The following is a 19982-nucleotide window of genomic DNA, read 5'->3' on the forward strand; positions in this document are numbered from 1 at the left end:
CGGGGGCTGTTGCCTGTTATTATGATCTATGCGTTATGGGTTATAGTAAGGTAAGGCTGCTGCGAACAGAGTGCAGCCTCTGCAAGGAGGGGATGGAATGGAAGAAGTGCCGGATCATCTGGATCACGGACTCCAGATTGTTTTCATCGGGTTCAACCCCAGCATCCGCTCCGGGGAGCTGGGGCATCATTATGCCAATCCGCGCAATAATTTCTGGCGCATCCTGCATAAGTCCGGGCTGACGCCGCGGTTATACGAGGCTTCCGAGGACGGGGAACTGCTGAAGCTGGGGTACGGGTTCACCAACATCGTCGCCCGCCCCACCGTAGGCGCTGAAGATATCACCCGGGAGGAGTACGCCAAGGGCCGCGAGCTTCTGCGGGCCAAGCTGGAGGAATACCGCCCGGAGATTGCCTGCTTTGTCGGCAAGGGCGTATATACAGAGTTCAGCCGCAGAACTACAGCCGCCTGGGGCTTCCAGGAAGGTATTGCTCCCGTGGTGGACGGAGTCCGCGAGTTCGTCGCCCCGTCATCCAGCGGTCTGGTCCGCATGCCGATGCCGGAGATCATCGGAATCTACTCGCAGCTGCGTGACTTCACGGAGGAGCAGGAGCCTTAAGGCCGGAGAAACGCGTCATATGGTTGCGTGGAATCGATGTATGCGAAAAACCGAATACAATCGGTACAGATGGGGATGCGCGGGCCTGATGTATGCGGAAAACAGCATACATTTGCTGGCGCGCAGGCGTGTGTCCCGAATGTATGCGGAAAACAGCATACATTGTGCTGGTGCGCAGGCGTGTGTCCCGAATGTATGCGAAAAACAGCATACATTTGCTGGCGCGCAGGCGTGTGGCCTGAATGTATGCGAAAAACAGCATACATTTGCTGGTGCGCAGGCGTGTGTCCCGAATGTATGCGAAAAACCTAACGCATGAGCTGACGCGAGGGCGAAAGGGTGTGTAGTATCGGGTTTGTGGTTTTAAATCGCATCCCGCTTAAACAGCGGAGAGGACGGAACGAATGCGGAAAAGCGATAGCGGTCGCCTTTGTCTCCGGATTTTTACCGATTAGGGAAATAAATAAAATCTGGAGACAACAGCGATTGTAGCAACGTTCCGTTCGCGGAGCGTCCACCCGAGCGCCCGCGTTGATCCTGCTCAAAAGTAAAAGGTTCTCCCATGTAATCAGGCGGCGCCCACGCTGATCCTGCTCGAAAAATTAAAAAGACTGCCCCCATCAGCCATTTCATGACTTTTGGGAACAGCCCTTTTAATAAATAGCAGCCTGCCTACGTCTGGATCAGCAGCAGGATGATGGACGACAGGGAGAGGCAAACGCTGGCCAGATAGAGCACGCCGACCACCTGTCTCTGGTTCAGACCAGCCTTGAGCAGACGGTAATGAACCTGACTGGCGTCCGCCTGATAGATGGCTTGTCCCTTCAGGAAGCGTCTGATGACGACAAAAATATTGTCGAAGATCGGTACGCCCAGCGCGAGAATCGGAATGAACAGCGACAACACCGTGGCCTGCTTGAAGGCGCCGTCCAGCGCAATCACCGCCAGAATGAAGCCGAGGAAGGTGGCGCCGGCATCGCCCATGAAGATTTTGGCCGGAGCCTTGTTGAAGCGCAAGTACGCCAGCGTAACCCCGATCAGCGAAATTGCCATGTAGGCAGAAGTAGATTGGCCCATCGTGAGTGCGACGACGAACAGGGTAACTGCCGAGATCGCTGTAAGTCCGCCGGCCAGACCGTCCATGCCGTCGGAGAAATTAATGACCGTAGTAACGCCGAAGATCCAGATGATCGTCAGCAGGAACTGCAAAATGAACGGCAGTGAGATATAATCACCTGAGAACGGATTAATGAAGCCGGTAAACGCATTGCCCGAAAAGAACACCAGAACCGCGGCGGCAATCTGTACGATGAATTTGGGCAGGGCCGGGAAATCCTTGCCTTTGGTTTTGTACCAGTCATCGATGGTTCCTATAGTCAGCAGAAGCACACCGCCAATGAACAGGGCGAGCGTCTCCAGGGTGAATTCACGTGCGAAGAGCAGATATGTAATGAAAAAACCTACGAATATAGCGTAGCTTGCCGTTAGCGGGATAGGCTCCCTATGGATTTTGCGTTCAACATCTTCCCTCGGCCTGTCCACGAAATCCAGCCGGAAAGCCAGCCTGCCCAGAGGAGGAATCAGCAGATAAACGATAAAAAATGACACGAGAAAAGCTAAACCGTATAAAATGACAATCACCCCGTTGATTTTTTTAAGGCCTATCCCAAATTATATCGCAGAAGGATGTATGTTGTCGAACTACATAAGCGAGATGGAGGAAATGATGAAATACGAATGTATCTTATTTGATGCCGATGATACGCTGTTCGATTATGGAATGGCAGAGAGTCATGCCTTGATCCATGCCTTCGCCCACTTCGGGCTGCCGACGGGCGCGCAGGAGTATGCCGCCAGCTACCAGGAAATTAACCATGGACTGTGGAAGGAGCTTGAACAAGGTCAGATTACCGCTGCCGCCCTGCGGGTGGAACGGTTCAACCGGCTGTTCGCCGCCCATCAGCTCAGCCTGAAGCCGGATGAATTCAGTGAAGCATATTTGCGTTTTCTGGGGGAAGGCACCTTCCTGATTCAAGGGGCGGTAGAAATCTGCGGAGAGCTGGCGGGATGCAGGCTGGCTGTTATCACTAATGGCTTCAAGCATGTACAGCAGTCGAGGATCAAGGGTTCTCCGCTAAGCGAGGTGTTCGAGGAGATTATCATCTCAGAGGAGGCCGGTTACCAGAAGCCGGAGACGGGGATTTTTGATTATGCTTTTGCTAAGCTTAAGCTGTCCGATAGACGCAAGGTGCTGATCGTCGGGGACTCCCTGACCTCGGATATCCGGGGCGGGAACAATTACGGCATCGATACATGCTGGTTCAATCCGCTGGGCAAGCCCGGTGATCCTGAGATCCTTCCTACCTATGAAATCCGCAGTCTGGACGAGCTGGTGGAGATTGTGAACCGCGCGTAAGCGGAATAAACGGCGGCAGGCAGGTTGAAAGTTTCGCTTCCGTGTTAAATATATAGGGATGCAAAGTTTCTACTTTTTTAACAACAACATACGGGAGAGGATATTATGAGAAAAAAATGGCTGATTGCCGCGGTGGTCACCGGCATGACGGTAACAGGCTCGGCAGGGGTGTATGCGGGCACCAAGCTGCAGCAGATTAAGGCTTATCTGAACCATAGCCTGGGTATTGTGGTGGATGGTAATCCTTTTTGGATGAAAGACGGCAACGGCAAAACCCTGACACCGATCACCTACGAAGGTCTCACCTACCTGCCGGTCCAATCGATCGCCACGGTGCTGAAGGTGCCTATCAATTATGACTCGGTCAACTATAAAGTGAGAATTGGCGCCGGCAGCGCGGATATTCCTGCACCGACTCCTGCTCCGGGAACCTCTACCGGCGGGGGGAATACAACTCCTGCTCCAGTAGTGGAGGGAACGGCCAGACCGGTTAATCTGCCTAAGGATTTTCCGATTCCCCAAGACGCCCTGATTGCGATCACGCTGGATACGGATGCTAACGGCCAGAAGAAGGTGGCGTTCACGTATTCCACGCAGGAGACACTGGAGATCATGGGCTTCGTGTACAGTGAATATGCACGGATTAAAAATCTGGATAATGCCTCGGAGTCGGTATCAGCCAGCAATGTCAAAATTACGGGCAGACTCGGCGGGACAAGCCCTGTATCCATTACAGGCAAAGCTTCCACGGCCCGGCCGGGCTTCAACCTCTTCACGATCACCTGGTCGGAGAGCTGATCTGAGCCGGTAAGCCTAAGCTGTTATGCAGGCTTGGCCAACTCAAAAGAAACTCCGGCTTGTAAGTCAGCCGGAGTTTCTTTATGTGCAATTCGCCAAGGCTAATTCAACAAGGTAATATGATCAGACTTGCGGGCGGGTATCCAGCGGCTTCAGGTGGGCCTCAATCTGTTCGCGCTTTGCTTCCAGGAACGGAGGAAGGGCCAGCGCCTCGCCCAGATGCTCAACCTCTTCATCCGTCGCGAATCCCGGTCCGTCCGTTGCCAGCTCGAACAGAATACCATTCGGCTCCCGGAAATACAGGGAGCGGAAGTAGAAGCGGTCCACAAAACCCGAGTTCGGGAGCTGTACGCTGCGGATGCGTTCAATCCACTGCTTCAGCTCCTCTTCGTTATCGACGCGGAAGGCTACATGATGCACGCCGCCCCGTCCCAGGCGCTCCTGCGGAAGATCGCTGCGTTCCTCCAGATGGATCTCCGTACCAGAGCCGCCTTCGCCAGTCTCGAACACGATAATATCCGGCTGGCCCGCGACTGGAGAAGGATAACTGCCTGCACGGCGGAAGCCGAGCAGGTCCTCCAGAATCAGGGCCGTATGCTCAGCAGTCTCGACGGTCAGATGTGCCGGTCCCAGCCCGACTATGGCATACTCGGCAGGTACCGGGCTCTTGGCCCAGGGCTTACCGCCGGGCATGCCCACGTTATGCTCATCTGAGACGAGAATGAGGCGCTGGCCCTCATGGTCGGTGAAGGCCAGTGTCTTGCGGCCGCCGCGTTCGGTGATTTCTTCATGCTCTACGCCGAGCACCGTGAAGCGCTGGGTCCAGAAGAGCAGGGCATCATCCCCGGGAACGCGCAGGGAGAGTGCGGAGATGCTGTTGTTGCCATCACGGTTACGCCCGGCGTTAGGTAGCTCGAAGAAGGTAAGCTCCGTGCCGGGATTCCCGGTCTCATCCCCGTAGAACAGGTGATAGACAGAGACGTCATCCTGGTTGACGGTCTTCTTGATCAAGCGGAGCCCCAGCACTTCTGTATAGAATTTATAGTTTTCCGGCGCTTTGGCGGTAATGGCAGATACATGGTGAAGTCCTTTTAGTGTTAAACTCATGGGAATACCTCCTGAAGTTTAGGTTGTTATATAAGACACACTTAAGAGTTGAACTCGAAGCTAGGTCGTCACTGCGGTGAACATTTGGACTTCCGGCCGCTGTTGTATTAGGATTTCCTGATTAGAACCGCTCTTCGCGGTAGAAATCCAAATACAAAGGCGGTCGCTAACGCTCCTCCAGTTCCAAATTTCCCCTCCGCTTCTTTTTGCTTTTTGTTAATTTCTTTAGTGTTTCTTATATAACTTGGGTTGTTATATAAAAGCTGCAAATTACTTATTAATATTAAGTTACTATAATTTTAATAGTAAATGAGTAATTTTGCAAGATGTATTTCAGGGTGTATTGCAAGATGCATTTCAAGCTGGTATTTATTATTCAGGAAAGCGGGGTTAATCATGCACACCAGATCAAGTCTGATGAAGCAGCTGGAGAGGATGGGAATCGATCCGCAGGGGACACTGCTGGTCCATTCCTCGCTCAAAAGCATCGGTGAAGTAGAAGGGGGAGCGGATACCGTACTGGATGTTCTCTCAGAATATATGAAGGAGGGGCTGCTGGTTCTGCCCACCCATACCTGGTCTTATATCGACGGGCAGAATCCGCGCTTCTCTGTGCTGGAGTCTCCCGCCTGCGTAGGAATTCTGCCGGAGCTGTTCCGGAAGCGGCCGGGCGTGATCCGTTCCTGGCATCCCACACATTCGGTGGCGGCGCTGGGCAGGGAGGCGGCGGTGTTCACAGCCGGAGATGAGCGCTGGGATACACCCTGTGCACGCGGGTCGGTCTATGGCAAGCTGCTGGACCGGGGAGCGGAGATTATGCTGCTCGGTGTGGATCTGCGGAGGAATACGTTCATTCACGGCATTGAAGAGTGGGTGGATATTCCCGGCCGGATGACGGACGGGCCTGAGGCGCTCTATACCGTGACGCCGGAAGGAGAGGAGATTGCGGTGCTTTCGCGCAGACACTGCGGACTGTCCTGGTCGGAGCATTTCTGGAAGGTGGAGACTGTGCTGGAGGACGGCGGGGCGCTGCGCCGGAGCAGCTTCGGCGATGCAGCGGTTATGCTCTGCGGCACGGTGGAGACTACGCGTATCCTGAGTGATATGCTCAGGGAGAACCCGGATCTGTTCTCGGATAACGAGCCGCTCTTCGGGGAGAATGCGCCTGAGGCGCTGCCGAAGACGAAACGGGGTCAACCTGTACAGGCAGTGCAGGAGCATACCAAGCGTTAACCCAGGCCGGATATTTACGGGTCTCTGGCAGGTTTCTATCAATGTATGGTATATTATTCTCACAAAAACATAGTAAGGAGATTGGAAATGACAAAAACTTTGATCTTTGGTCACAAAAACCCGGATACAGATACGATCTGCTCGGCCATTGCTTATGCGGCACTGAAGAAGGAACTGGGCTGGGATGCTGAGCCGGTCCGGCTTGGAGACATCAGCGGAGAGACTCAGTTCGCCCTCGACCACTTCGGGATAGAAGCGCCGCGTCTGGTGGAGAACGTTGCTGCAGAAGCTGAACAAGTGATTCTGGTTGACCATAATGAACGCCAGCAAAGTGCGAATGATATCGATCAGGTCCGTGTGGTTGAGGTTATTGATCATCACCGGATTGCGAACTTCGAGACCGCCTATCCGCTGTATTACCGGGCTGAGCCAGTCGGCTGTACGGCTACCATTCTGAACAAGCTGTACAAAGAGAATGGCGTGGCCATTCCTAAGAACATCGCCGGTCTGATGCTGTCCGCTATCATTTCCGATTCCTTGCTGTTCAAATCGCCGACCTGCACGGAGCAGGATGTGGCTGCTGCGCGTGAACTGGCGGTCATTGCCGGAGTGGATGCCGAGAGCTATGGCCTGGACATGCTCAAAGCCGGTGCCGACCTGAGCGATAAGAGTATTGCCCAGCTGATCTCTCTGGATGCCAAGGAATTCAAAATGGGTGAATATAAGGTGGAGATTGCCCAGGTTAACGCTGTGGACGTGAATGATGTCCTGTCCAAACAGCCGGAGCTGGAAGCGGCGCTTACCGCGATTATTGACGACAAGGGACTGGATCTGTTCCTGTTCGTGGTTACCGATATCCTGAACAACGATTCCGTGGGTCTTGCCCTAGGCCGCGTAGCCGGCGCTGTGGAGCAGGCTTACAATGTGAAGCTGGATGATAACAAGGCTGTGCTGAAGGGTGTAGTGTCCCGTAAATCACAGATTGTACCGGTTCTTACCGAGACGATCGCCAAGCTGTAAATGCTGCTTCCGGGTGCACCCGGAGCAAGAAGGTTGTCCCGTGACCGGCTGTGCCTTTTCCTCAGGAAAAACGTACAGCCGGTTTTATTTTACAATTCACAGCAACTCCTTGCCGCCTGAAGGGTATAAACAGCATAGGACATTATAGAGGGGGACGGGAATAATGGGGAAGATGCGCAAGCTGGCGATTTCAACAATGTGCCTGATGATGGTCTCGGGGGGAGGCCTGCTGTATGCTGCTGCCGGCAAAACAGATCTCTCATTCTATGTGAATAATATGCTGCTTAAGCAGCCTGCACTATCCTCGGATGGCGGGGTCTATGTGCCTGTGGAGCAGCTTTCGGAGAATATGCAGGCGATTGTATCCGTGGACGAGTCAGCAGGGACGGTCAAGCTCTACAAGCCTAATGTGAACACGGTGCTGCTGGATGAGCAGGGCAAGATTTTCGGCAAAGTCAGAATGGACACCAGCAATACCTTCTCTGCCCTGGTGCAGGTGGATGATCTCAAAACAGATATCTCCGATCTGAAAATCACCATTACAGACCCGGCAGGCAAGACGGATATTGTGGATAACCAGCCAATTACAGAGAAGAAGGACAGCTTCTGGTTCAAATCGGCAGCGTATAATTATAAGGTTACCGACAAGGGGAGCTATATGATCCAGGTGTATTTCAAGGATGCTGCGTCCAAGAAATGGTTCATCGTTTCTGAACTGCAGATATCGACCACTTCATAATAACCACAGGAGGCGGTTCCATTGATTACAATCTATCCAGCTGCGTCTGCGCACCAGTTCGATCACGGCTGGCTGAAGGGCAGTCATGTCTTCTCCTTCGGGGATTTCTACGATCCGGACAACACGGCCTTTGGGCCGATGCGTGTCTGTAACGATGATACGATCGCTCCGGGAAAAGGCTTCGGCGCCCATCCGCACAGTGACATGGAGATTGTCTCGATTGTGCTGTCCGGCGTGCTTCGTCATGAGGACAACCTCGGTAATGTCGCGCAGACGTCCTTCGGCGGCATCCAGCGGATGTCGGCCGGGACCGGCGCGATTCATACGGAGCATAACCCTTCGGACAGTGAGCCGGTCCGCCTGCTTCAGCTGTGGTTCATGCCCCGGAACCGGGGGACAGCTCCCTCCTATGCAACCGGACGCTTCGATCCGGCCAAGCTTGAAGGACGCTTGCTTCCGGTAGTAGCGGCTGAAGCGTCGGAGGAGATTGTTGGTATAGCCCAGGATATGACGATTTATCTGGGGAAGGCCGAGGCGGGAGGGCAACTGAATTTCCGGCAGGAGCCGGGGCGGCGCAGCTTTGTATATCTGGTAGAAGGGCAGCTTACCCTGAACGGGAATGATGTGCTGAAGCCGGGCGATTCGGCAAGAATCGAGGACACAGCGCAGCTGGAGCTGAAGGCGGATGAGCATATACTGGTCATGGTGATTGATCTGCCGTAATGAGCGGCGGGATTCAGACATGAAGGAGGAGCGCGAATGGCAGAACAGGAAAGAGTGCTGGTGAAGCATTCCGTAACCGGGCGCATGCTTGTGAACAGCATGGAGGGAGCCGGGTACACCTTCGATGAGCAGGGCGGGCTGACCTTGATCACCCTGACGAATGTGGCGGCAGATAAGGGCGCTGCGGTGGTGGAGCTGAAGGCGGAGCTTAATGTCTTCCGCTTCGAGGAGCCTGCGGACGGGCCGGTCATCAAGCATTGGTACTACGTTGGAGATCAGCCTGTAACCTATGATGCGGACTCCGGGCGCTTAACGATAGCCGTGCAATCCGAAATCGAGTACCGGCCAGATCAATACTGGGCCTGATCCCTTCGCAGACTCCACCCCATGTGCTTACAATAGGCGTGAGGTTCGGGGTCTGCTGCTTTGTGCGCATTTATGAAAAAAGATGAAAATGGGACAAATGAACTTGACAATACATTCCAGAACGACTAGCTTTGTTATGAAACGTAACATGTACATAAGAATAGACAGGAGAAATGAAGCGGATGGAATTGTTTGCGGCGATGGAGCGGGAGGATTACGAGGAAGTACTGTTTTGTCAGGATAAGGCATCAGGGCTTAAGGCGATTATTGCGATTCACGACACCACGCTGGGACCGGCGCTGGGCGGAACGAGAATGTGGACTTATGCAACGGAGGAGGAGGCGCTTGTTGACGCTCTTCGTCTGGCTAAAGGCATGACGTATAAGAATGCGGTGGCCGGACTTAATCTGGGCGGCGGCAAGACGGTCATTATCGGCGATCCGCACACAGACAAGAACGAAGCGATGTTCCGCGCCTTCGGCAGATACATACAGGGCTTGAACGGCCGTTACATTACAGCAGAGGATGTAGGCACTACGGAAGAGGATATGGATATCATCCACCAGGAGACCGACTTCGTTACCGGAATATCGGCTTCCTACGGCTCGTCCGGCAACCCCTCACCGGCTACAGCCTTCGGGGTATATCAAGGCATGAAGGCCGCAGCGAAGGCTGCCTTCGGCAGTGATTCCCTGGCTGGCAGAACCGTCGCCGTGCAGGGGGTTGGCAATGTCTCCTTTACACTATGCAAGTATCTGCATGAAGAAGGCGCACGCCTGCTGGTTGCAGACATTCATAGAGAGGCAGTGAACCGGGCCGTGGAGGCTTACGGGGCAACCGCCGTAGACCCGGGCGAAATTATTGGAGCAGATTGTGATATCTATGCACCATGTGCGCTCGGTGCCACCATTAATGATGAGTCTCTGCCGCAGCTTAGAGCCAAGGTGATTGCAGGGGCTGCCAATAATCAGCTCAAGGAGCCGCGTCACGGGGATGCGCTGCACCAGATGGGGATTGTCTACGCACCGGACTATGTAATTAACGCCGGGGGCGTTATTAATATTGCCGATGAATTGAACGGTTACCACAAGGAGCGGGCGTACAAGCAGATCGCCCGAATCTATGACAGCATCACCCGTGTGCTGGAGATCTCCCGCCTGAAGGGGATTCCGGCTTATGCGGCTGCGGATCAGCTTGCAGAAGAACGGATATCCCTGCTGCGCAACAGCCGCAGCACCTTCCTGCGGAACGGGCAGCACGCCCTTAGCCGGAGATAAGCCCCCAGACGGGGCGGCTAATTTCGACTTTATTCTGCTTTTTATCCATTTCCCGTTAGAATTGTGAGAAATGTAGCAGTGCTCATCATGGATAATAAGGAAAATAGAACCAGGAATAATTTGCATGAATGAAAGGCGGAGGCCCATGGGAGCACTGCATATGAATCCGGCAGCGATGAATTATGGAAGCAGGGAATCTTATTTTGACGGGAAGCTTATTGAGTACATTGGCTGGTGTCTGGTAGGCTGGCTGGTTACGGTCTGTACCTTCGGCATCTGCTATCCCTGGTCAGTAGTCATGCTCTACCGCTGGAAGGTCGAGCATACCGTGGTGGAGGGGCAGCGCCTGCGGTTCGACGGTACAGCCGTAAGTCTGTTCGGACAATGGATCAAATGGTTCCTGCTGACGCTGATTACGCTCGGAATCTACGGCTTCTGGGTGGTCATTAAGCTGGAGCAGTGGAGAACGAAGCACACCCACTTCCAATAAGAAGCTGCATGCTTCAAGTATACTTAAGATGCGAAGAAGAGCCATTCTCCGGTTATGGGGGATGGCTCTTCTGTGTGGATTTTGGAGCAAGACTAGTTGAGCATCAGACCTATAGAAGTTAATGCAGTTCAACCAAGCAGTGCTTTATGGCGTGTAGTTCCAAGTAGACATTCAGGGATAGTTGCAGAATGTACACTTAAAAACAGCGAAAAAGAAGGCTTGCCTCTAGCTGTAATCTGTACAACTAAATCTGCCCCAACGGGTGGAAACTCGGGAAAGTGGGGATTTTAAGTGTACGAAATACAGCTAAACGTATACTGGGGAGCAAACCAGACGTTTTAGTTGTACAAAATACAATTAAGCCTGCTTTACTAGTCTGTGCAACCCGCTTGCAGGCTGCTTATTGTACTTTTTGCGGCTCGGGATACGTAACCCCAAGGGTATCAACGGTGACCTTCTTCATGACCGGCGGCTGATCCGGACGGTCATTCTTGCCACGCGGCAGACTGACGATGGCCTGGACCGCATCCAGTCCTTCGGTAACCTTACCGAAGGCGGCGTAATCGCCGTCCAGGCTTGGATAAGCAGCGGCCATAATGAAGAACTGGGAGCCAGCAGAGTTCATATCGTGCTGTCCTCTCGCCATGGACAGCACACCTTCTGTATGCAACAGATTATTGGTGAAGCCGTTGTTATTGAATTCTCCGGCAATGCTGTAGTCCGGTCCGCCCATTCCTGTGCCATCCGGGTCCCCGCCCTGGATCATGAAGCCCGGAATGACCCGGTGGAAGATGGTTCCGTCATAGAAGCCCTTCTGAATCAATGAAATGAAGCTGTTGACCGTATTGGGGGCAACCTCGGGATACAGCTCGGCCTTAATCACAGCGCCGTTATCCATCTCGATCGTAACCACCGGATGGCTGGCTGTTGCTGAAGGCACGCCTTCTGTAGCAGCGGCGCTCTCCTGCGGTGCTGCTGTAGCCTCACTGCCTGTTCCGTTACTGCTGTTACCATTACCGGCGGCATTATTATTCACTGGCTTATTGCCGCAGCCCGCCAGAAGGACGAGCATCAGGCACATCATCGCAAGCAGGATGACGGGTTTTCTTGTGATAGACTTCACTTCAGTATCTCTCCTTTTGAATAATCTGGTGCATTCACCTCTGTATCATACCTTCTTTGTCCTGCTTCTGGCAAAGCCTGCTTCCGCGCCCTGCCGGATTCCGCTACTTTGGTGCGGGCTGCTCTTTGGCGGAAGCGAGCGTTGTTCCTTCGGGAACCGGCAGTAAGGCGCTTTTGGAGATGCCGATGAGCTGGGAGCTGTAGATTCCGCTGTGCCCGGAGAACAGATAGCTGATGATGCAGGCGATGAACATATAGACCGCTCCGCCGGAGCCGAACAGCTCGATGCCCATAATGAAGCAGGCAAGCGGTGTGTTGGTTGCTCCGCAGAAGACAGCGATGAAGCCAAGCGAAGCCAGAAAAGGCCCATATAGATGAAGCACTCCGGCCAGGCTGCTACCCAGAGAAGCTCCGATCGCGAACAGCGGCGTCACTTCGCCGCCCTGGAAGCCGGTCCCCAGGGTGAAGGCGGTGAAGATCAGCTTCCACAGAAAGGCGAAGGGCGATACGCCGTCTTCGAAGGAGCTGTTGATCAGCGGAAGGCCCAGCCCCAGATAGTCCCGGGAACCGGCTATGTAGACCAGGGCAATAATGATCAGCCCGCCGGCGGCGCTTTTGAGCATAGGATTACGGATTATAGCGGTGAAGGTCCGCTTCAGATAATGGGTAAGCTCACTGAACAGCAGGCTGCACAGGCCGAAGAGGATGGAGGCGAATATAACCTTGACCAGCACCAGCGCATCCATAGCGGGGAAGACATCCACCTGATAGTGGATATGGTGAACGCCCCACAAGCGGGAGGCTACCAGATCACCGGTGAAGCTGGCGGCAAAACAGGGCAGCAGCGCCTTATGGCTGATCAGCCCGATGGCGATGACCTCCAGGCCGAATACCGTTCCGGCCAGCGGAGTGCCGAAGATGGAGCCGAAGCCGCCGCTGATGCCGCACATCAGCAGGATTCGGCGGTCCAGCGGACCGATTCTGAGCCAGCGTCCGAGTGCGTCGGCCAGACTGCCGCCCATCTGCACGGCCGTGCCTTCGCGTCCGGCCGAGCCGCCGAAGAGATGGGTAATCAGCGTCCCGCCAAGAACCAGCGGGGCCATGCGCAGCGGAATCGCTTCATTGCCCTGGCGGATCTGCTCCAGGATCAGATTGTTACCCTTCAGGCTGCTCTTGCCGTAACGCATATACATTCCGCTGACGAGCGCGCCTCCTGCCGGAAGCAGGAAGAGCAGCCAGGCATGCTCCAGCCTTACCTGGGTGACCGCATTCAGACTGGCCAGGAACAAGGCCGAGGCGCTTCCTGCCAGCAGCCCGACCATTCCCCCCAGGATCACCCATTTGACGAATGTACTCCAGAGCGCAAGCTGGCTCTGGCGCGCTGCAAGTGCTGCCCACTGGTCATACTTCCTCTTCACTATGGCTAACGCCCCCCGACCCGAAATCAATACTACCCTGAAATCAAAACAGACTCCTACCAGCGCAGTTAACCACTGGTAGGAGTCATTAGCCCCGAAGGGCGGTTATGGCGAACTCCATCGCCGCAATTGAATGAAACTATCGTATGCCGATTGTCTCCAAAAGTCAATATGAACCTGGACCTTGGGTGAACGCTCCGGCAGGACCGCTTAGCCGTGTCTACTCGTCACCGTTCGAGCCGTTCAGCACATCGGTTCCGGGCATAGCATCAGGGTCCGGGGAGGCCGGGTCAATGCTGCTGCCGGGAACCAGCTCATCCGCATCCGGGACATCCTCCAACGGAGCGGCTTCCTCCGCTTCTCCTGCCACCTCGTCCTCCGTATCCGCATAATCAATGACACTGCCGGTTAAGCCAGCCGCCCCGGCCGTGTATATAGCATCTGACTCCAGCAGCTCATCCCGCTGCGGACCCGGGGTGACAGAGGAAGGGGCAGGGCGGTCTGCGCGCGGTCCAAGCCCGGCGTCCGGTACATTCAGCCCGATATCGGCCGCTAGAATAGGGTCGCTCACTAGCTCCGGATCAGAGCCGTCATCCACTACACCGTCGAAATCGATTGGCGTGAAATGAGCAGGGTCATGACTGGCCAGTGCGGATTCCAGCGGGCGTCTCCCGGCGTCTGCGGTATCCTCACTGGGGCTTTGTTTAGTAATCGTGCCAAGCGGACGCAATTCTTCCAGCGGGATATCCTGCTCAGGGGAGATACCGCCCATTTTGGTATAGCGCTCATATGCAAAGTCGGCTTCCGTCTTATTGAATTCGTTACCCATCGTCAATCAGCTCCCTTTTCCCTTGTTGTAAGTCTTCTTCATCTTATAGTACAACTATACCCGTTTACACGGCGGCGAATCTGCCCGGCATCCAGGCTGCCCATCTGATTAATATATTCATTTCGCCGTCAGAATAACCGGAATAGATGAATTAACCGAGCCGGTTCGAGGTTATTTGCAGTCTGATGGCAGGTATTGTGCAAACGTTGTCGAAAATAAGAATCATATGGACTATATAAATACAACTAAGGATTCACTGAGGTGCCACAATGAAGTTAGCATCAACCAGAACAGCCGCAGTCTTTATTATGCTGCTGCTTGTCATAACCATCATTCCGGCGGGGATCGCCATAGAATGGGATGCACATACCGAAGCGGAAATTCCGGCCTGGGAGCTGAAGTGGGAAACGGCCGGGAATAGCGGCATAGAAGCTGTAATGGCAGGGCCAGCCGCCGGATGGACATGGGTGCGGGCGGGGGAGGCCAGGCCCCTTTCGCCACCTGGTACCGCTTCCGCCTGGATGCGGATCACCTTGCCCCCTGCGGGAGCAACTCCCGCTATTCTGATCAATAGAGTATTTGGCGACAACCTGAAAGCATATATAGACAACCGGCTAATCTACGATTCCAGCGGGGATGTGGAATATAGCGGCAACAAGGTGCTGATTCCATTACCGGCACAAGATAGTGCGAAGCCGCTCTATCTATGGAATGCGGGCAGCGGGGAGTTTGGAATCGAGGGGGACATAAGGGTCGGCAGCTATAATCAGCTGCTGTCCTTTTATGTGAAGCAGGATCTGGTGGACGTTGTACTCGGAGCCGCCATGATCTTCATGGCCGGAGCGTTATTGATCTGTCTGCTGTTCCTTAAGCCGGAATTCTTCCACAGCGGTTTCTTTCTGGCGCTTGTCATCCTGTCCTTTGGAGTGCTGCTGCTTACATACTCCCCGTTTCTGACGCTGATTCTAAGCCGGGGGGACCGTCTGAGGCAGATCAGCTTCGATTTGGCCCTGTTTACCATTATGCCGGCGTTCACGCTTTATTTTGAGCAGTTATTCGGACCGGGCAAGCGGAGACTCACTACCCGAGTGCGTAAATTTCAGCTGGGCTACTCCCTGTTCTGTACCGCAGCGCTTATTCTGAATGCCGCAGTATCCTTCCGGCTGGACGCGCTGTATTCGGTTCTGACTATTAACGCAACCGGTGTACTAATGATTGCCCAGTTTATCTATCTGCTGTATCTGGCGCTTTCTTATGCCCGCAGAGGCAATTCAGATGCCATTCTGTTCACTGGGGGCTTCTCTGTATTTGCCGTGGTTTCCGTGGCGGAGCTGCTGCATTACTTCATCTCGGCGGAGAGATATCATCTGTACTGGTGGAAATGGGGCATGATGGTGTTCATTCTTTCCCTGATAGCTATTCTGGGGAGAAGGTTTGCAGGAAGCCATGAGAAGGCGCTGGAATACGCCAGGGAGCTGGAGAAATTCAATAATGAGCTGCAGCGTTCGGAGAAAATGGAGATTATCAGCGAGCTTGCCGCCTCTGTAGCCCATGAGGTGCGTAATCCGCTCCAGGTCACACGCGGGTTCCTGCAGATTCTGGGGGAACGCTCCGGCAATAAGGAGAAGGAATATCTGCAGATGGCTGTGGGGGAGCTGGACCGGGCCTCGGTGATCATTACTGATTTCCTGACCTTTGCGAAGCCGGGCGTGGATATCGTAGATGTATTCGAAGTCTCGGGGGAGCTGAAGCATGTGTCGGGAATCCTGATGCCGCTGGCTAATCTGCAGGGCGGTTCGATAGAGCTGCGTCTGCAGCAGGAGCTTCAAGTGACGGGCAGTCCGGCCAAATTCAAGCAGGCGTTCATTAATCTGATCAAGAACAGCATTGAATCACTGCAAGAGGAGGGGCAGATTGTCGTAACGGCCTGGAGGACAGGCAGCTCTGTAATCATCAGCGTGAAGGATAACGGCGAAGGAATGAAGGTCAGTGAGCTGGCCCGGCTGGGAGAGCCGTATTACTCCAATAAGACCAAGGGCACGGGGCTTGGCCTCATGGTCACTTTCCGTATTATTGAAGCGATGAACGGCACGATTAAGTTTAACAGCCGCAAGGGCGAAGGGACCGAGGTACTTATTGAATTGCCGGCCTCCAGCATAAATTAGGAATTTTTTTTGTTTATTCCGTTTTTTTGAAGGGATGGGCATAGCATGGGGCGAAATATTAACACTAACAGAACTTTTCTTCTAAAACTTTCCTCTGAGGTGCTTGCATGTCTTTGATGGTCAAAAGTTTACATACAGCGTTAGTATTGTTTCTGCTTTGCTTAACCTGCGGAAGCCTCCTGGTATCCGCGCAAAGTGCTTCCCCCGCCGGTGAGATCAGACATTGGCAGATGAAGTGGCAGGAGGGGACGGAGGATGGCGGACTCCGGGCTCCGGTAACGGAAGACCAGGGGTGGATCGATGTGGAGGCGAAGGCCGAGATGCCGCGCAAGCCTTCCGGGGTATCCTCCGCCTGGACCAAGATCACTTTGCCCTCCTATCATTACGTGTCCCCCTCCGTCTATATTCAGACGATCTATGCGCTACATGTGAAGGTGTATGTGGAGGACCGGCTGGTTTTTGAAGGGGACCGCGGCTTTATTATGGATAATTATTCCTTGCTTGTGCCCCTGGACATGCGGGATAACGGAAAGACGCTCTATATCTGGACGCAGACGCTCCAGGACCGGATTGGAATCAAAGAGCAGGTGATGCTCGGTGAGCACAGTATTCTAATCAAGGACTATATCAAGAACGGACTCATAGATGTGATTCTGGGCGGCGCTTTTATCTTCGTGGCGGCGGTGCTGTTTGTGTGCGCATTTTTCCTGAACAAGGAGTATTTCCCTGTGGCGGCTTCGCTGTCTATTGTTATCGCCTCTACCGGTGTGCTGTCTGTAACCTACTCTCCCTTCACGTATACCTTCTACAGCTATTTGGGCGGGCTCAGCGTATTTTTGTTCGATGTGGCGCTGTTGTCCCTGTTACCCGCACTGACCTTCCTGTTCGAGAAAATATTCGGCGCGGGCAAATACGGCATCATCCGCAGGTTCCGCAAATTCCAGATGGCCTATTCCTTATTCTGCTGTGTCCTCCTCATTATAAATGCACTCTCCGGGGGCCGGTATCTGCAATTCTACTACTTCATCTCCACCAACATTGTCGGCATTATTATGATTCTTCAATTCATTCTGCTGATCGGCTGCGTCATCGTGTTCTCCCTGAAGCGCAATAAGGATGCGATCATCTTCGCCTGCGGCTTCGGTACGGCTGCCCTTACCGGGGTGTTGGAGCTGTTGTGGTATTATTTCAAACGCGGAAATTATGATCTCTTCTACTGGAAATGGGCGCTGGTTGTGTTCATTCTCTCGCTGATTGTGATTCTGGGACGGCGGCTGGCGCAGAACCACAGCCAAGTGGTGAAATATTCGCAGGAGCTGGAGCTGTTCAACAACGAACTGCAGCGTTCGGAGAAAATGGAGATTATCAGCGAGCTGGCAGCGTCGGTAGCCCATGAGGTGCGTAATCCGCTCCAGGTGACCCGGGGGTTCCTCCAGCTGCTCAGCGAGAAGTCGAGCGGGGACGAGCAGAAATACCTGTCCATGGCGCTCAGTGAGCTGGACCGGGCGGCGAGTATTATCACCGATTTTCTGACCTTTGCCAAGCCGGAATTTGAACAGGTCTCCCTGCTCTATGTGAATGAAGAGTTCATGCATATCCAGAGCATCCTGCTGCCTTTATGCCATTTGAACGGGGGCAAAATGATTCTGGAGGTGAAAGACGGCCTGCGGGTCAAAGGGAATTCCTCGAAGTTCAAGCAAGCGATGATTAATATCATCAAGAACAGCATTGAATCCCTGGGGGAGGAAGGCACGATTCATCTGCTGGCCTACAGCCGGGGCGATAAGGTACATATTCATATTAAGGATAACGGGGCAGGTATGGAACCGGCTGTGCTTAGCCGTCTGGGCGAGCCGTATTTCTCCTCCAATAAAACGAAGGGCACGGGGCTCGGGCTGATGGTTACCTTCCGTATTATTGAAGCGATGGAGGGCGAAATTCGTTTTATGAGCAAAAAAGGAGTTGGAACCGAGTCCATCACCATTCTGCCGCGTGCAGAAGGGCCGGACGATTCCAACTCCCGGTAATAGGTTGACTTGAATATGCTACCAGGTTCCCATTGGGGTGATACGTGTCTTCATTACATCGGAAGAAGGGCTTGGGGGAATGACCAGGTAGAATTCATTAGAGCCTTCCTCTACGGTCTTCAGTGTAATGTTGTCAGGAAGGTTGATGCCCAGCACTTCCTGGAGCGCTGCCTTCGGATCTGCAAGCAGTCTTTGTTTGAAAGCCGGATCTTCCCACGCCTTCTGAATCACCTGGTTCTTAAGAACTCCTACTGACAATACAATCACCCTTTCGAAATGGTTATAATTGCCTTTTTAGTATAGCATAGGCCATTCTATAATTCTATTGCTATTTGCATAAATTATGAGAGATTCGAGTGCGAAGATAGCCAGTAATCCAGCCCCCCGCCCAGCAGCAATTGCTTCTGCGCTTCAATGGCTGCGGCGATCTGCTGCAGGTTCTGCACGAGCACGAGATGGAAGGACACCAGCAAGGGCAGCTGTAGGCTGGCCTCCTCCAGGATGAGTTGGTTGGCTTGGGCCGTTGCAGCATATCCGGTAAGTCCGCCTGCTACATAGAGGAAGTCCTTCACTGCTGATTCGGTCAGTGGTTCTTCTGCGGCTATCCCGGTACTGGAGCGTACCATTGACAGCAGGCAGTTATAGCTGCTGTCCTCCAGATCCTGTTCCCAATCCTCGTAGTCATCAAGCAGCTGCAGGGTCAACAGCACAGTGTGAATCATCTCTTCGGCCTCGGGAATGGAGGAGGACTGGCCGGAGAGCAGCAGCGCAGCCGTGCTGCTGAGCTTAAGCGGGCTGGCCTTATGGGAGATACGGATGCGGTCATTCAGGAAGTAATCGCTGCCGGCTTCCCCGCTTACGCTGTCTGCCCACTCGCTGATGTAACGGCTGAAGCAGGGCCAGAAGGGAGAGTCCGCCGGGAACAGCGGAAGGTAGGTAGCCAGAAACTCGACATAGAGCAGATTGGCAAGCGGCAGCGTTTGCGCAGCCGAGGCCTCCGGGCTGTCCATCAGATCATCCTGGAGGAAGAAGTAGAGCATGAGGAAGATGTTACCTGCGGACATCCTGCGGGCCAGTTCGGGGTTCAGGCTGCACGGGTCCTGGAGCCAGAAGGGCAGCAGGTAACAGATGTAATTCTTGTGGCTGTCCGGGTGGAACACGTTGAACTGATTGAGATACGACAGGCCGCGGGCATTAAGCGGCTCTGGAAACGCAGAGATCACCCTGCGGCTCTCCTCAAAGACCACACGGAGCTCGTCCTCATAAGCATGAAGCCAATCCATAGGCTTATCTCCTGTCATTTATGTATTTTATTTAAAATATTAGGTAAAAAGTGGTTATGTGACCTGATTATAATCCTACGTCCGTCCTATTTCAATCAAAATTTGGAAAGTAGGACTATATTCCTTGGAAGCATCGGACACTGACCATATACACTTTGCCATGTATGTATTCATTTTCTTCGCTATCCGTAAAAAAGACGATATAAATAACATATGAGGATTTAATTCCCATGATAGGACTGGTTATAATGCAGGTACACCGCTCCAAGGCGCAGCGGTTTACAGCCTGACATTTAAATGACTTCATGGAGGTGATTGGTTGAGGCAGGCGGCTTCATATAAATTACAGC

Annotated in this window: 19 protein-coding genes and 1 riboswitch; of the genes, 12 read left to right on the top strand and 7 right to left on the bottom strand. The window is 53.6% G+C overall.

Translation table 11 applies throughout. The features are described from left to right. Window positions 1-97 precede the first annotated feature (97 nt). Complete coding sequence (locus MKX51_RS03345; RefSeq protein WP_340943908.1) at window positions 98-619, top strand: mismatch-specific DNA-glycosylase; 522 nt, start codon at window positions 98-100, stop codon at window positions 617-619. 672 nt (window positions 620-1291) lie between these two features. On the opposite strand, the gene MKX51_RS03350 is transcribed toward MKX51_RS03345, so the two are convergent. Continuing rightward, window positions 1292-2251 carry an MraY family glycosyltransferase gene (locus MKX51_RS03350; RefSeq protein WP_445322055.1) on the bottom strand — a complete coding sequence of 320 codons (960 nt, stop codon included), beginning with the start codon at window positions 2249-2251 and terminating at the stop codon, window positions 1292-1294. Between the two features lie 94 nt (window positions 2252-2345). On the opposite strand from MKX51_RS03350, the gene MKX51_RS03355 reads away from it, so the two are divergent. Together MKX51_RS03355 and MKX51_RS03360 are read left to right on the top strand one after the other, a co-directional pair. Beyond that, on the top strand, window positions 2346-3035 hold the full coding sequence (locus tag MKX51_RS03355; RefSeq protein ID WP_340995484.1) for a YjjG family noncanonical pyrimidine nucleotidase: 690 nt from the start codon (window positions 2346-2348) through the stop codon (window positions 3033-3035). A 105-nt stretch (window positions 3036-3140) separates the two neighbouring features. Continuing rightward, window positions 3141-3833 (top strand): hypothetical protein, encoded by a 693-nt coding sequence (locus tag MKX51_RS03360; protein ID WP_340943903.1) that lies wholly within the window; start codon window positions 3141-3143, stop codon window positions 3831-3833. Window positions 3834-3956: 123 nt separating this feature from the next. Here the strand turns inward: MKX51_RS03360 and MKX51_RS03365 are convergent, their stop codons facing one another. Continuing rightward, window positions 3957-4940: a ring-cleaving dioxygenase gene (locus MKX51_RS03365; protein ID WP_340991201.1), complete on the bottom strand. Its 984-nt coding sequence runs from the start codon at window positions 4938-4940 to the stop codon at window positions 3957-3959. 396 nt (window positions 4941-5336) lie between these two features. Between MKX51_RS03365 and MKX51_RS03370 the strand changes: the two genes are divergently transcribed. The 7 genes from MKX51_RS03370 (at window position 5337) to MKX51_RS03400 (ending at window position 10788) form a co-directional block, all read left to right on the top strand. Next, complete coding sequence (locus MKX51_RS03370; RefSeq protein WP_340991202.1) at window positions 5337-6173, top strand: AAC(3) family N-acetyltransferase; 837 nt, start codon at window positions 5337-5339, stop codon at window positions 6171-6173. Between the two features lie 87 nt (window positions 6174-6260). Next, window positions 6261-7193, top strand: a complete 933-nt coding sequence (locus MKX51_RS03375) for a manganese-dependent inorganic pyrophosphatase (protein WP_340991203.1) — start codon at window positions 6261-6263, stop codon at window positions 7191-7193. A gap of 163 nt (window positions 7194-7356) precedes the next feature. Further along, a complete protein-coding gene (locus MKX51_RS03380; protein ID WP_340991204.1) occupies window positions 7357-7932 on the top strand; it encodes a hypothetical protein in 576 nt (191 codons plus the stop codon). Between the two features lie 21 nt (window positions 7933-7953). Then, on the top strand, window positions 7954-8655 hold the full coding sequence (locus tag MKX51_RS03385; protein WP_340991205.1) for a pirin family protein: 702 nt from the start codon (window positions 7954-7956) through the stop codon (window positions 8653-8655). Window positions 8656-8691: 36 nt separating this feature from the next. After that, window positions 8692-9021 carry a hypothetical protein gene (locus MKX51_RS03390; RefSeq protein ID WP_036693580.1) on the top strand — a complete coding sequence of 110 codons (330 nt, stop codon included), beginning with the start codon at window positions 8692-8694 and terminating at the stop codon, window positions 9019-9021. 182 nt (window positions 9022-9203) lie between these two features. Beyond that, window positions 9204-10298 carry a Glu/Leu/Phe/Val family dehydrogenase gene (locus MKX51_RS03395; protein ID WP_340991206.1) on the top strand — a complete coding sequence of 365 codons (1095 nt, stop codon included), beginning with the start codon at window positions 9204-9206 and terminating at the stop codon, window positions 10296-10298. A gap of 145 nt (window positions 10299-10443) precedes the next feature. Next, a complete protein-coding gene (locus tag MKX51_RS03400) occupies window positions 10444-10788 on the top strand; it encodes a DUF898 family protein (protein ID WP_340991207.1) in 345 nt (114 codons plus the stop codon). A 400-nt stretch (window positions 10789-11188) separates the two neighbouring features. Here MKX51_RS03400 and MKX51_RS03405 read toward each other — a convergent pair whose 3' ends face one another. The 3 genes from MKX51_RS03405 to MKX51_RS03415 all read right to left on the bottom strand — a co-directional run bounded on the left by MKX51_RS03405 (window position 11189) and on the right by MKX51_RS03415 (window position 14157). After that, a complete protein-coding gene (locus MKX51_RS03405) occupies window positions 11189-11872 on the bottom strand; it encodes a peptidylprolyl isomerase (RefSeq protein WP_340995487.1) in 684 nt (227 codons plus the stop codon). A 142-nt stretch (window positions 11873-12014) separates the two neighbouring features. Next, the gene (locus tag MKX51_RS03410; protein WP_340991208.1) at window positions 12015-13328 is read right to left on the bottom strand and encodes a voltage-gated chloride channel family protein; all 1314 of its coding nucleotides are present in this window, start codon (window positions 13326-13328) and stop codon (window positions 12015-12017) included. A gap of 72 nt (window positions 13329-13400) precedes the next feature. Continuing rightward, a riboswitch (Fluoride riboswitch) is annotated at window positions 13401-13462 on the bottom strand. Window positions 13463-13548: 86 nt separating this feature from the next. Next, window positions 13549-14157, bottom strand: coding sequence for a hypothetical protein (locus tag MKX51_RS03415; protein ID WP_340991209.1), 609 nt, complete (start codon window positions 14155-14157; stop codon window positions 13549-13551). 269 nt (window positions 14158-14426) lie between these two features. On the opposite strand from MKX51_RS03415, the gene MKX51_RS03420 reads away from it, so the two are divergent. Together MKX51_RS03420 and MKX51_RS03425 are read left to right on the top strand one after the other, a co-directional pair. After that, window positions 14427-16322 (top strand): ATP-binding protein, encoded by a 1896-nt coding sequence (locus MKX51_RS03420; protein ID WP_340991210.1) that lies wholly within the window; start codon window positions 14427-14429, stop codon window positions 16320-16322. Window positions 16323-16438: 116 nt separating this feature from the next. Next, window positions 16439-18349, top strand: a complete 1911-nt coding sequence (locus MKX51_RS03425; protein WP_340995488.1) for an ATP-binding protein — start codon at window positions 16439-16441, stop codon at window positions 18347-18349. A gap of 18 nt (window positions 18350-18367) precedes the next feature. Here MKX51_RS03425 and MKX51_RS03430 read toward each other — a convergent pair whose 3' ends face one another. Continuing rightward, the gene (locus MKX51_RS03430) at window positions 18368-18616 is read right to left on the bottom strand and encodes an NHLP leader peptide family RiPP precursor (RefSeq protein ID WP_445321980.1); all 249 of its coding nucleotides are present in this window, start codon (window positions 18614-18616) and stop codon (window positions 18368-18370) included. Between the two features lie 74 nt (window positions 18617-18690). Beyond that, the gene (locus MKX51_RS03435) at window positions 18691-19632 is read right to left on the bottom strand and encodes a hypothetical protein (protein WP_340991211.1); all 942 of its coding nucleotides are present in this window, start codon (window positions 19630-19632) and stop codon (window positions 18691-18693) included. Window positions 19633-19982: the final 350 nt, after the last annotated feature.

Origin of the sequence: Paenibacillus sp. FSL M7-0420 (assembly GCF_038002345.1) — a bacterium.
In the GTDB taxonomy this organism is placed as follows: Bacteria; Bacillota; Bacilli; order Paenibacillales; family Paenibacillaceae; genus Paenibacillus_AQ.